The organism is Tunturiibacter empetritectus (assembly GCF_013410875.1).
Taxonomy (GTDB): domain Bacteria; phylum Acidobacteriota; class Terriglobia; order Terriglobales; family Acidobacteriaceae; genus Edaphobacter; species Edaphobacter empetritectus.
In genome coordinates, this window is record NZ_JACCCU010000001.1 from 1,977,594 (window position 1) to 1,990,781 (window position 13,188).

Below are 13,188 nucleotides of genomic sequence, written 5' to 3' on the forward strand. Positions count from 1 at the left end.
CAGAACCAATATCTTCGCTTGGTGATCGCTTCCAACTCTCGCATAACCAGTTCAGGGAATATATCCCCCAAGCGTGGCATGTCGTTCAGTCTCCATCCTCTCCATCAAGCGCCGCCTCCTCGACCTTATAATCAGTCTGTGAACTCTCCCACCCAAATCGACCGTCGCCCACTCCACCAGACCCTCCTGATCGACGCCGACGACACGCTCTGGGAGAACAATATCTACTTCGAGCGTGCCATCACCAGCTTCATCTCCTACCTCGATCACCGGGTTCACACCGCCGAAGAGGTTCGCAGCCACCTCAACCAGGTCGAGCACGATACCATCCGCGCCCACGGTTACGGACTCCACAGCTTCCGCCGATCGCTGGTCACCTGCTTCGAGCAGCTTAGCGACGCCCCCATGACCGACGAAAAGCATCACCGCATTGAAAGCTTCGCCCAGTCCATAGCGAATCAGGAGATCGAACTTCTCCCCAACGTCGCCCCCACGCTCAGCGAACTCGCCACGCGTCACCGCCTCATTCTGGTTACCAAGGGAGACCATGACGAGCAAACCGGCAAGCTGCATCGCTCCGGCCTGGCTCCTCACTTCACTGCCGTCGAGGTGCTGTCTGAAAAACATCCTCAGGCCTACGAGTCTCTCGTCTCCCACCACGCCTGCGACTCTTGTAACACCTGGATGATCGGCAACAGCCCACGCTCCGACGTCAACCCTGCGCTCTCCGCTGGACTGAACGCCATCTTCATCCCTCACGACTTCACATGGGTGCTGGAGCACGAGGCCGTCAATCAGCCCCCTGCTGGCCAGCAGTTACTCGAGCTAGCCAGCTTTGCCGAACTTACCCAGCACTTCTAAGCAAGCGCCGGGCTCTTGCAATCCCGCATCCCGTTAAATAACTTCGCCTGCTTCGCCAGAATCGCAGCCTTTGTCGCCAGGTCAGGCTGCAGGTTCCAATCGCCCATCTCATGGGTTCCACCCAGCACCACTCCATCTCGCCGCGAGAACATGTAGGTGTCCTCATAGACCGTGGCATAAGTCACCTCGGGCTGAGGCAGCAGGATCGTCAGTTGTCCCCGAACCGGCGTCATCTCTTCATCGCCGAACAGTGCCTTTGCCCCGAGGCCCGTGCAATTGAAGACGAGTTTCTCCGGCAACGCGCGCACCTCGTCGAGACTCTTCATCTCGCGAACGACCACTCTGCCACCTGCGATGCGAACCTCAGTCAGCATCGCAGGCAGATAGATCGGAGGCTCAACAATCATCCCGTCAAACTGTCGTGCGTACTTGCCTGTAAACGGATGCGCTCCCGCCGGCAGGGTCTTGATCTCCGGCCTTAGTCCCTTAAGCATCCCCTCATCTGTTTGCGACGGCCACGGCTCATCCGACAAAACATAGTTACGCATCCACCGAATCCCATACTTCGGGTCCATCATAATCTGGTAACGCCGGTACGCATACTGTGCCGCTGCCACGAACTGCGCCGTAAACTCCGGGGTCAAAGTCCTGTCCGAGTCATATACGGTGGCCGGTAGCCACTGCCCACCCGCAATATTCGAGGTAGTCTCCGGCGGGAGAGCCTTTGCGTAGATCGTCACATCGAATCCTACCTCCTGCACCAGCCGGGCCGTAGCCAATCCCACTGCACCACACCCCAACACTGCAACTGGCCCGACATGCCCCGGCAAACCAAGGTCAGTCGCCAACTTTGAAGTTCCCCAACTCAACGTAATCCCGCCGCCACCGTGACCATAGTTATGGACAACGATCGTCTCGCCCACCATCTCTCTGGCAACGCGAAATCCAGAGTGCCGAAACGGCCGCAACCCCACAACCGTCCGTATCTCACGTTCCGCAGACACCCTCACCCTAGGCAGCGAACAAGCCGTCTCCGGCAGATTCACCGGCAAAGCCCCCGCTGCGATTGCCGCGCCAATCGGCCTCCTGACGCACCCAAACAATCCACCACCAGCGGCCAGCGACACCGCAGTCATATTCGCATGCTGCAAAAACGTCCGTCGATTCATCAGCTCTCTACCAATCAAATATCGTTAGTTTCTCTGCTCAGAATAAGCTCGCATCTTCACTTCAAACCGAATTCTCGCACTCAAATCAGGCCCCGACACCGTTTGAATACCTTACCGTTCGTCATTCTTGTTGGTCTGAGACCGCACATAGAGTGAGAGCGGGCATCCGGCTCCACCTTCTTTAGCGTCTATGGTCGGTGAAGAGTAGAAAAACACTATGGGAGAGATCGATGAAGGTTTTGATGGTAGGCGCAACAGGAACATATGCCAGCCTGGTCGTACCAGAGCTGACGAGGCGTGGTGTCACGGTACGTGCGCTGGTGCAAGACGAGAGCAAGATAGCGGATGCCCTGCAGCGGGGAGCTCGGGAGACTGCGATAGGCGACCTGCAAAAACCGGAGACTCTCCTGACGGCAGCGAATGGAGTCGATGGTGTCTTCCACATCAATCCTGCTTTTGCACCCCACGAAGCCGATATGGGCGTGGCCATGGTCGAAGCGGCAAAGTCTGCCGGCGTTCGAAAGTTTGTCTTTTCGAGCGCCATACACCCATCCATATCAAAGATGTCAAACCATGCATCGAAGCGCCCAGTTGAAGAGGCTATGTACGAGTCGGGAATGGATTTCACTGTGCTTCAACCCACTATGTTTATGCAGACGCTCGACGGTGGATGGAGTCAGATCGTGAAATCAGGTCGACTTTCGCTTCCCTACTCGACTAAGGCGATGGTCTGCTACGTCGACTATCGCGATGTTGCCGAAGCTGCAGCCTTGGCTCTGACGACTGACAGGTTAGCGTACGGAACCTTCGAGCTGTGTGCTTCAGGAATGGTCAACCGGGTCGAGGTCGCGGCCATGATGAGTAAAGCGCTCGGACGGACAATCGTAGCGGCAGAGACGCCCTTCGAGGAGTGGGCTCAACAATCCAAAGTACCGGAAGGCCCAGTCTACGAAGGTCTGAAGCGAATGTATGAAGACTACGATCATTACGGATTTCCCGGAGGAAACGCTCTGGTCCTGCGAGCCATTCTCGAAAGGGAGCCGCGCGCTCTCCCCGATTACCTGCAGGAACGCGCCAGCGGTGAAAGCTAGCGCTCACTTCGCTCGTTGAACTGTGCCATCCGTTCAACAATTTGCCTAACATTCACCTGCGAGAAACACCTCACAAAACTTCCCTGTAACATCTAAGAGGATAAGAACAAGAAGTGAGAGGTGTATGAGCGAAGGCCGTTGGGTTTTATTGATTGCGAGTGAAGTTGGCGGTACGGATTCAGTCTCAGACCGCGCCATGGAGCGTCTGGTTGAGGCGATTCGCCTTGAAGGATATGAGGTGGTACGCACCTCCACGCCGGAGGACGGTTTGTCCCTGGTCACATCCGATCCGTCCTACAGTGCAATCCTCCTGGACTGGGACCTCGAGGGCGAGAACCAGTTCGCTGAAGGCGCAGCGCTGGCGATCCTTCGCGCTGTACGCCGCCGCAACAAAAAAATCCCCATCTTCCTCATCGCCGACCGCACCCTCGTCAGTGAACTCCCCCTCGAAGTCGTCAAACAGGTCCACGAGTACATCCACCTCTTCGGCGACACCCCCGCCTTCATCGCCAATCGCGTCGACTTCGCCGTAGAGCGCTACCACGAGCAACTCCTCCCGCCCTACTTCCGCGAACTCAAAAAATACAACGACCAGGGAGCGTACTCCTGGGACGCACCCGGACACATGGGCGGCGTCGCCTACCTCAAGCATCCCGTCGGCATGGAGTTCCACAAGTTCTTCGGCGAAAACATCATGCGTTCCGACCTCGGCATCTCCACCGCGCCGCTCGGCTCCTGGCTCGACCATCTTGGGCCTCCCGGCGAGTCTGAACGCAACGCCGCCCGCATCTTCGGTGCCGACTGGACCTTCTACGTCCTCGGCGGCTCCAGCACCTCCAACCAGATCGTCGGCCACGGCGTCATCGCGCAGGACGACATCGTCCTCGCCGACGCCAACTGCCACAAGTCCATCTGCCACTCCCTCACCGTTACCGGCGCGCGTCCGGTCTACATGAAGCCCACGCGCAACGGCTACGGCATGATCGGCCTCGTCCCCCTCAAGCGCTTCAGCCCAGAGTTCGTCCGCGGCATTATCGACAAGAGCCCGCTCACCACCGGCGTCGCCAACCAGAACCCCACCTACGCCGTCGTCACCAACTCCACCTACGACGGCCTCTGCTACGACGTCAACCGGGTCGTCACCGAGCTCTCGAAGTCCGTCCCACGCATTCACTTCGACGAGGCATGGTACGCCTACGCCAAGTTCCACGAGATCTATCAGGGTCGCTTCGCGATGGGCGTCCCAGACGACATGCCCGATCGCCCCACCATCTTCGCCGTCCAGTCCACGCACAAGATGCTAGCCGCCTTCTCGATGGGCTCCATGATCCACGTCAAGCTAAGCCCTCGCGCCAACCTCGACTTCGATCAGTTCAACGAGTCCTTCATGATGCACGGAACCACCTCGCCCTTCTATCCTTTGATCGCCTCGCTGGACGTAGCGGCCGCCATGATGGACGAGCCCGCAGGCCCCACTCTTATGAGCGAGACCCTGCAGGACGCCATCAGCTTCCGCAAGGCCATGTCCTCCATCGGCCACCGTCTGCGCGAAGCCGAGCAAGGCTGGTTCTTCCGTCTCTATCAACCTGAGTACGTCTTCGATCCGCTCGATGGAAAGACCTACCTCCTCGAAGAGGCAGCTGACGGTCTTCTTACCAACCGCTCCAGCGCCTGGACCCTCAAGCCCGGCGAAGAGTGGCACGGCTTCCAGGACGAAGACATCGCCGAAGACTACTGCATGCTCGACCCCACCAAAGTCACGATCCTCACCCCAGGCGTCAACGCGCAAGGGAAGGTCAGTGAGTCGGGCATCCCCGCAGCCATCGTCACCGAGTTCCTCGACGGACGCCGCGTCGAAATCGCCCGCACTGGCGACTACACGGTCCTCGTTCTCTTTTCCGTCGGCACCTCCAAAGGGAAGTGGGGCGCCCTGCTCGAAAACCTCTTCGAGTTCAAACGCCTCTACGACTCCGAAGCCTCCCTCGAAGAGGCTCTGCCCGAGCTGGTCTCCCGCTTTCCTCATCGTTATCGCAACGTCAGCCTCAAAGAGCTCTCTGACGAGATGCACACAGCGATGGTTCAGCTCAACCTCTCCGGCCTCGTCAACGACGCCTGCGACGAAGACTTTGATCCCGTCCTCACTCCGGCCCAGACCTACCAGAAGCTTCTCCGCCACGAGACGGAGAAGATCCGCTTCTCAGAGATGGCCGGCAGAATCGCTGCCGTCATGCTGGTTCCCTACCCTCCCGGCATCCCCATGTCCATGCCCGGCGAACGCCTCGGCGGCACCGAAAGCCCGGTCATCAAGCTCATCCTCGCCATGGAAGAGTTCGGCAAGCGCTTTCCCGGCTTCGAGCGTGAGGTCCACGGCATCGAGACCGATGCGGAAGGAAACTACTGGATGCGCGCCGTCATCGAGACCAACGGCAAAAAGAAGAACGGCAATGGCCACGGAAAGCAGCGTCCACCAAACGCCGCCCCGCCGGTCCAGAAGAAGAAGCGCGTCTCTGCCACCTCGCCTATCGTCCCGGGAAGCGGCCTCGCAACCGAAAGATAATCTCGATACAGTGCTTATCGGCACATGCAAGGCAATTGGAACGGCCTCTTCTACCTGACAAAGAGGCCGTGCGGCTCTTGAGCGACCTCTGTCCTTGAGCTTGGAACACTCTACGCACTCAGCCGAGAAACCTTATCCACACCCACTCCCGCTCAACCCGTCGCAGATGCTATACTTACCTTCGGATTGCTTACCGCACCTCGCGCTCCCCAGCGTCGAGTCAAAGCGCGGAGGTGGCGAAATTGGCAGACGCACTAGCTTGAGGTGCTAGCGCCGCAAGGCATAGGGGTTCAAGTCCCCTCCTCCGCACCAATCCAACCTTTTTGAAGGATTTATTCAGGGTCGACCAGAGCGGTCGGCCTTTTCTGTGCTCGCCGCCATCCAACGCACAGACTCTAAATAGCGTCACCTTCGCGGAATCAACCGAGACTGACCTCAAGCTGTCTGCACGATATAACCAAACATGAGGAATTCGCTATGAATATCTCCTTCGAAAATAAAGTTGCAGTCGTTACAGGCGCGGCGTCCGGCTTGGGGCTTGCCACAGCCAGGGCTTTTGCTGAGTCAGGTGCATCCGTGGTCTTGGCGGACTGGAGCGAGAAAGCGGTCCAGTCCGCAGCCGAAGAACTGGCTGCGAAAGGTCACAAGACGCTGGCGATCCAATGTGACGTGGCTGATGACGCTCAGGTAGAAGCAATGGTTCAGCAGACGGTCGCCACCTTCGGACGACTCGATGCAGCCTACAACAATGCCGGCGTTCAAAATGTCCTTGCCGAGACTGCCGACTCTCCCCGCGACGACTACGACCGGATCATGGGGATCAACCTGCGTGGTGTGTGGAGCTGCATGAAGTTCGAGCTGCAGCAGATGCGCAAGCAAGGCAGCGGAGCCATCGTTAACTGCTCTTCGCTTGGAGGTCTTATCGGTGGTCCCCGGCGTGGCACTTACCATGCCGCGAAACACGGTGTTCTTGGATTCACGAAAAGTGCGGCTCTGGAATATGCTACGCGCGGCATTCGCGTCAACGCCATATGCCCAGGATGATAAGATGATCGCCGAAGGTCAGGGGGAAGAGCTCGATGTGATGATGAAGACCTACGTGCCGATGGGACGGTTGGGTCGGCCTGAAGAGATCGCCGATGCCGTCCTATGGCTCTGCAGTTCAGCCGCGAGCTACGTTACTGGCCAGTCGATCTCGGTCGACGGTGGCTTCGTCATGCGCTAAAGAGTAACGAACATCAGGAGATCTGTACTACACAGCACCAGACCCGCGGAACACCGCAGGAATCGTCTGAAAAAGAATCTTGATATCCAGCCACACCGACCACTGGTCGATATACCGCATATCCAAAGCCATCCATTCGTCAAATCCAATGGAACTCCTGCCCATAATCTGCCACAGGCATGTGATTCCAGGCTTCACGCTGAACCGCCGTCTATGCCAGTCCTGCGAAAATCCCTCGTAGTCGCGCAGCGGAAGCGGTCGCGGACCCACAAGGCTCATGTGCCCGACTAGCACATTGATCAGCTGCGGAATCTCATCCAGACTCGTCTTGCGAAGAAACTTGCCCGCTGAGGTGATCCGCGGATCATTCTTCAGCTTGAATGTCGGCCCCTGGGTCTCATTCAAGTGCTCCACCTGCGACATAAGACGTTCCGCATTTTGCACCATCGTGCGAAACTTCAGAATCTCAAAAGGACGCTTGCCGTACCCCATCCTGATCTGTCTAAAAAAGACAGGACCGGGATCAGTCAGTTTGATCAACAACGCGATCATCAGGAAGAGTGGTGCGAGCGCCAGCAGCAACAGCAGCGAAACTGTGATATCGGTCGCACGTTTGATTAGGAACGCCCAGGCATCCCAGGACTCATCATGCAGTGTGATGGTGCCAATGGTTCCACGCAGAAAATCGCTTCGCTTCGACTCGTCCTGATCGAAGAACGTGCCCAGAAACCGGACCGCGATACCGTGATCGCGGCAGGAGGAGATAATGCCCGCAATCTGCTGGTAGAACGAAGCCAGAGGCAGAGCAACAATGACCTCATCCACAGGCAGTGTCCTCAATAGTTCAGGAACGGAATCCAAACCACCGACTATGGTTCCCAGCTGAGAGTCCGCTGTCTGCTTGCTCCACCATTGATCGTCCACAAAACCCTGGATACAGTACCCCCACTCCGGGTGGCTGGCCAGCTCTTGCACGAAGCTGTTGGCACGGCGATTGGTGCCCACGATCAGCACATGCCTGCGGTTGTGTCCACGGGCTCGAAAAACCTGCATCGTCGCGCGAGCGACGAGACGGGTCGTAAGAAACGCCGCAAAGCTCATAATGCCGAGGAGCGCCGCGACAACGGCCAGATCCATCGTGTTACGCATGGAACGCGATGCGATCAGCCACAGCCAGACGCAACTCAACAGTGCACACAGCGAACTGGCAGTGCAGACATCGAGTACTTCTCTCACTGAGCCGGCCAATCGGCGGGAACGATAAAAACCATTGGACCTGAGTATGACGTGCCATCCCAGAACCAGCACCAGAGTCGCCGCAAAAACCTGGATAGGATAGTGGGTCTCCAGTGAGTTGAAGACGTCAGATGCCCGCTGATGAACCGCAGTGATGTAAGAGAGTCCAAGACAGCAAAGCAAAAGCCCGATATCGCCGATTGGGGCCAGCCCTAAAATGGTTATTCGATTGGACGGTGTCATTCGGGAAGCCCCTTCTGAAAAGTGTCTTCTCGCAAAGTTGGTGGAACCGCTGAGTAGCTGATTAAGCCCGAACGTCTCACACTCAGACTAACCTGTCCCAACAACATCAAGCAATGAAGAAAAAATACCCAAGAAGGATTTCTCACAAGAGTCGAGGCGATCATAAAGCAGGCAATTCTCCCGCCATTTGCCCGAAAATCTCAATTTAATTAGGCGGTCAATCTATTGAGAAGTCGACGATATGTCTCTAAATTGTCTCCAGTCTATTCACGAAGGCGACACCCGTGGACAAAATAAGATGGCATCAACACCGCAACCTGCGATATAAGGAGACTTGAGCGTTTTTCTGCAACAGAGCGACATCGAACTGAGAAAATTTTCATTAGCGAGCATCGTCCGTGCTGGAGGGCCTCATGGATAGACTCACAAACAATCTTGCTCCTGCACCTTCCACCAACCACCTCTCCGTGAACTCCAGATCGATCCCGCTGGTATTCGGAGGACCTCCTCCAGTGGTTCGTCGCTGTCGATATTTTAGATACCTGAAATATCGACACGATCAAGCCAACTCATCCCCGATTTTGATCGTCCTACAAAAAGACCCACTGCCCGTAGACACCTATTTATAGACCGATGGAAGATGCGGGCAGTCGTCCGCCAACCTCGATCTTGTGCATAAAAAAGATAGACCCTGGGAGACCCTATGAGTGATTCGATTCACATTGCAGTCGTCGGTTCCGGTTACGTCGGATTAGTAGCTGCTGTCTGTTTTGCAGAGATGGGTCACAGCGTCGTATGCGTCGATAACGACCAGAAAAAAGTGACCGCATTGCAGGACGGCGAAAGCCTGATTCACGAGAAGTATCTACCGGAGCTTCTTCAGCGATATCGCAACGCCAGAGTGCGTTTTACCACCGACCTCTCTGCCGCAACCCGCGAAGCGCAGGCAATCTTCATCGCAGTCGGCACACCCCAGAGCGAGACAGGAGATGCCGACCTGTCCTATGTCGAAGCCGTCGCCAGTGAGATTGCGCGTTCCATCACTACCTATAAAGTCATAGCGGAAAAGAGCACGGTCCCCGTCTATACCAATGAATGGATTCGCAGGGTCATGGAGCGCAACGGCGTCTCTCGGGAGATGTTCGATGTCGTCTCCAACCCCGAGTTCCTCCGCGAAGGAACAGCCGTCGCTGACTTCCTCCATCCCGACCGAATCGTCGTAGGAACCGACAGCGACCGCGCCGCCGAGATCATGGCGAAGATCTACGAGCCCTTGACCACGGGCAGGTACTACGCTAAAGCCGGAGCAATCGACGGCTCCTGCAATAACGACGCTCCGCCACCTCTGCTGCGTACCTCCACCAAGAGCGCCGAGATCATCAAGCACGCCTCCAACGCCTTCCTCGCCCTCAAAATCTCCTTCATCAACGCCGTCTCCAATCTCTGCGAGGCCGCAGACGCAGACGTCGAACAGGTAGCCCAGGGCATGGGCCTCGACAGCCGTATCGGACCAAAATTTCTGCGGCCCGGCATCGGTTACGGCGGATCCTGCTTCCCGAAGGATGTCGCCGCCTTCCGCTCAGTCGCCGAGCAGCTTGGAGTCAACTTCTCTCTGCTCTCTGAAGTCGAGAACATCAACGTCGACCAGAAGCGGCGATTCCTCAATAAGGTTCGTTCCGCGCTCTGGACGCTCCGCGGCAAAAAGCTCGGCGTTCTTGGCCTCGCCTTCAAAGGTGGGACCGACGACATTCGCGACTCTCCCGCAATCGAGCTGGTCCGAATGTTGATCGAAGAGGGATGCTCCATCCGTGCCTTCGATCCCGCCGCCATGCAGCGTGCGCAGCAGATACTCCCTGCCGGACCTGAGATTCAATACGCCTTCGACCCCTACGACGCCTCCAGCGACGTCGACGCTCTTCTGATCCTCACAGACTGGTCGGAGTTTGCACGTCTCGACCTTCAGCGTCTCGCCGCGGCAATGCGCTTCCCTATCATCCTTGATGGCCGCAATCTCTATGATCCCGAGCTGATGCTGGAAAATGAGATTACATACTTCAGCGTAGGCAGACCAACGCGGCATCACACGGAGGAGCTCGCAACCGTCGCGTCTCGCACTCGATAAGGACATTAGCCACTGAACTGTCTTGTGCAATCCGGTAGGACCTCAGGCAGCCAACCGGAACTCGCACCTTAGGGGGATTTGAGGAAGATATGAACGCCAAAAAAATTCTAGTAACCGGAGCAGCAGGGTTTCTCGGTTCGCACCTTTGCGACTCCCTGCTGAGTGCCGGAAACACCGTCCTCGGCGTCGACAACCTGAGCACAGGCAACATGGCCAATCTCGCCCACCTTCATAACGAGTCCCGCTTCGACTTCGAGCGCCTCGACATCTGCCAGCCCTTTGACCCAGGCAAAGTCGACTACGTCTTCAACTTCGCCTCCCCGGCAAGCCCCGTGGACTATGCCCGGCTCGGCGTCGAAACCCTCCTCGTCGGGTCAGCCGGAACCATCAACACTCTCGAGATCGCAAAGAAGTATCACGCCGGCTACCTCCACGCCTCTACCTCAGAGTGCTACGGCGACCCCGAGGTTCATCCTCAAACCGAGACCTACTGGGGACACGTCAATCCCATCGGACCCCGTTCGGTCTATGACGAAGCCAAGAGATTCTCTGAGGCCGCCGTCATGGCCTATCACCGCTACCATCGCGTCAACACGCACCTGGTGCGGATCTTCAACACGTACGGACCAAGGTTACAAATTAACGATGGCCGCGTCATCTCCAACCTCATGTCACAGGCCCTGCGTGGCGAGCCTCTCACCATCTACGGTGACGGAATGCAGACCAGAAGCTTCTGCTATGTCTCCGATCTGATCGCAGGCATCCTCGCCCTTGCAGCCTCCAACGAGCATCTCCCCGTCAACATAGGCAATCCCGAAGAGTGGACCATCCTCAGTTGTGCCGAAGAGATTCTCAAGCTCATCGGATCCGACAAAAAAATCGTCTTCAAGCCCCTCCCCCAAGACGACCCAACCCGTCGCAGGCCGGACATCAGTAAGGCGATCAGCCTTCTCGGATGGACTCCCAAAATTCAACTGCGTCAAGGACTCGAAATGTCTCTGTCCTACTTCCAGGAGCACGCCGAAACTGGACTAGTGCAAAACTCGCAGACCTGAGAAGTTTTTCTCATGCAAAAACCAGTAAAGTCGTCTCTATGCAAAACAAAGAACTTAGATCCGCATAATCTGAAAAAGTGCCCAACTTCCATTGTTAAATTCTCGTGGATTTGAATCGTTCTAAGCGACGCTCGATAAGCACTTAGCCCACAATTATAGACAGCAGATCCTGTAACTTTTTCATCTGGGGAACATCTTCAACAGTGAGAAGATGTTCTCAATTGAGCCATCACTCTTTGCGCTGGAGGGACTCATGAAGCGAGTTACTGAAGAAAGCATCTCCCCGAACGTCATCAAGGTGTTTGTGGCCAACTTGCCGGTCATGCTCTGCGAGCTCTTGCAGGGAGCCTTCGAAACCGTTCCCGACATCCAGATCGTCGCCCCGGTCAATGATGTCCTGCATCTCGTCAACGCGACCAGGCCCCTCCCGGTCGACATCATCCTCATCGGCTCGTCCATGATGGAGAACACTCAGGGTGCCGTCTCCATCCTTCAATCCCTTCCCGACTTTTACAAAAATACCCGCGTCGTCGTCCTCACCCAGGATCCCGACTACGCCGAAGTTATCTCCCTGTTCCGTGCTGGAGCCAAAGGCATCTTCGGCAGCGCCGACCTGCGCTTCGAGCTCCTCTGCAAGTGCATCCGATGCGTTCACCAGGGGCAGATCTGGGCAAAGAACGAGTTGCTCGCCCACCTGGTGTCCTCTCTCTCGCACCCCAGATCGACCAACGTCATCGATCGCCACGGCAAGCCTCTGCTCACCACCCGTGAGCAGCAGGTTCTGCATCTTCTCTCCGACGGCCTCAGCAACTCCGAGCTGGCGACCATCTTGAAGCTCAGCGAGCACACCATAAAAAATCACCTCTTCCGCATCTACGATAAGCTGGGCGTCTCCAACCGCATGGAGGCCGTCCTCTACGCCCTAACCCCTCGCGACGTGCATTACCCGACACAAAATCGCCCCAGCCACCCCGCATCCTCCAACAAGATCGCAATCATCAAAACCGCCTAGTGTTCCGTCTTTTGAAGCGCCAGGCGATCGCCAGAAGACTGCAAGAAAGCCCGCACCACGAAGTCACCACGAACTGGGCCTTCCTCGCCACCCGGTGGTACACTAAGTTTTAGGTTTAGGTGCGAACGCCGCAAGGCGTGGGGACTTTGTGCCGATCCCAGACATTCTCCGGAGATCACTCTCCGACTCCAAGAGGTAGCAAGCAGCTCCGATGGTTATTCTTCTCGTCATCATTCACGTTATCGTCTGTCTCTTTCTCATCGGCGTAGTCCTCCTGCAGCAGGGCAAGTCCGCCGACCTCGCCGGCGCCTTCGGCGGCCAGGGATCCCAGACCGCCTTCGGCCCCCGCGGTGCGGCCAATCTCCTCACTAAGCTCACCACCTACTCGGCCATCGTCTTCATGCTGACCTCCATTGGCCTCACCATCCTGCTCTCACGCGCCAGTGGCGACCACTCCGTCCTCTCCGGCACCGCCCACCCCGCCAGCCAGACGACACCTGCCAAGAAGTAGCTGCCGAATCTTCAGAGATGCGCAGGCCTTGGGCTTGCGCATTTTTTAATTCACAGCCTTACGCATTTTTAGTTCCAGCTTTGCGCATTTTCACTCACAACATTTC

Annotated in this window: 11 protein-coding genes and 1 tRNA gene; 10 read left to right on the forward strand and 2 right to left on the reverse strand. The window is 56.9% G+C overall.

Going from position 1 to position 13,188, the window contains the following annotated elements:
* The first annotated feature begins 138 nt into the window (after nt 1-138).
* Nucleotides 139-861, forward strand: a complete 723-nt coding sequence (locus HDF08_RS08415; protein ID WP_373563144.1) for an HAD family hydrolase — start codon at nt 139-141, stop codon at nt 859-861.
* On the opposite strand, the gene HDF08_RS08420 is transcribed toward HDF08_RS08415, so the two are convergent.
* Nucleotides 858-2,030: an FAD-dependent oxidoreductase gene (locus HDF08_RS08420; RefSeq protein WP_257030924.1), complete on the reverse strand. Its 1,173-nt coding sequence runs from the start codon at nt 2,028-2,030 to the stop codon at nt 858-860. The genes HDF08_RS08415 and HDF08_RS08420 overlap by 4 nt on opposite strands.
* Nucleotides 2,031-2,260: 230 nt before the next feature.
* Here HDF08_RS08420 and HDF08_RS08425 point away from each other — a divergent pair, with 230 nt between their 5' ends.
* The 5 genes from HDF08_RS08425 (at nt 2,261) to HDF08_RS21655 (ending at nt 6,903) form a co-directional block, all read left to right on the forward strand.
* Nucleotides 2,261-3,121, forward strand: a complete 861-nt coding sequence (locus tag HDF08_RS08425; RefSeq protein WP_179638028.1) for an NmrA family NAD(P)-binding protein — start codon at nt 2,261-2,263, stop codon at nt 3,119-3,121.
* 124 nt (nt 3,122-3,245) lie between these two features.
* The gene (locus tag HDF08_RS08430) at nt 3,246-5,678 is read left to right on the forward strand and encodes an Orn/Lys/Arg family decarboxylase (RefSeq protein WP_179638029.1); all 2,433 of its coding nucleotides are present in this window, start codon (nt 3,246-3,248) and stop codon (nt 5,676-5,678) included.
* Nucleotides 5,679-5,905: 227 nt separating this feature from the next.
* Nucleotides 5,906-5,990, forward strand: a tRNA-Leu gene (locus HDF08_RS08435).
* A 165-nt stretch (nt 5,991-6,155) separates the two neighbouring features.
* Entirely contained in the window at nt 6,156-6,722 is a 567-nt protein-coding gene (locus tag HDF08_RS08440; protein ID WP_257030925.1) for an SDR family NAD(P)-dependent oxidoreductase, read from the forward strand.
* A gap of 4 nt (nt 6,723-6,726) precedes the next feature.
* On the forward strand, nt 6,727-6,903 hold the full coding sequence (locus HDF08_RS21655) for an SDR family oxidoreductase (RefSeq protein WP_257030926.1): 177 nt from the start codon (nt 6,727-6,729) through the stop codon (nt 6,901-6,903).
* 27 nt (nt 6,904-6,930) lie between these two features.
* Here the strand turns inward: HDF08_RS21655 and HDF08_RS08445 are convergent, their stop codons facing one another.
* Nucleotides 6,931-8,382, reverse strand: coding sequence for a sugar transferase (locus tag HDF08_RS08445; RefSeq protein ID WP_179638030.1), 1,452 nt, complete (start codon nt 8,380-8,382; stop codon nt 6,931-6,933).
* A gap of 703 nt (nt 8,383-9,085) precedes the next feature.
* Between HDF08_RS08445 and HDF08_RS08450 the strand changes: the two genes are divergently transcribed.
* The 4 genes from HDF08_RS08450 (at nt 9,086) to secG (ending at nt 13,082) form a co-directional block, all read left to right on the forward strand.
* Complete coding sequence (locus HDF08_RS08450; protein ID WP_179638031.1) at nt 9,086-10,504, forward strand: UDP-glucose dehydrogenase family protein; 1,419 nt, start codon at nt 9,086-9,088, stop codon at nt 10,502-10,504.
* Nucleotides 10,505-10,593: 89 nt separating this feature from the next.
* The gene (locus HDF08_RS08455; RefSeq protein WP_179638032.1) at nt 10,594-11,559 is read left to right on the forward strand and encodes a UDP-glucuronic acid decarboxylase family protein; all 966 of its coding nucleotides are present in this window, start codon (nt 10,594-10,596) and stop codon (nt 11,557-11,559) included.
* A 253-nt stretch (nt 11,560-11,812) separates the two neighbouring features.
* Nucleotides 11,813-12,571, forward strand: coding sequence for a response regulator transcription factor (locus HDF08_RS08460; protein ID WP_179638033.1), 759 nt, complete (start codon nt 11,813-11,815; stop codon nt 12,569-12,571).
* Between the two features lie 211 nt (nt 12,572-12,782).
* Nucleotides 12,783-13,082 carry a preprotein translocase subunit SecG gene (gene secG / locus HDF08_RS08465; protein ID WP_179638034.1) on the forward strand — a complete coding sequence of 100 codons (300 nt, stop codon included), beginning with the start codon at nt 12,783-12,785 and terminating at the stop codon, nt 13,080-13,082.
* Nucleotides 13,083-13,188: the final 106 nt, after the last annotated feature.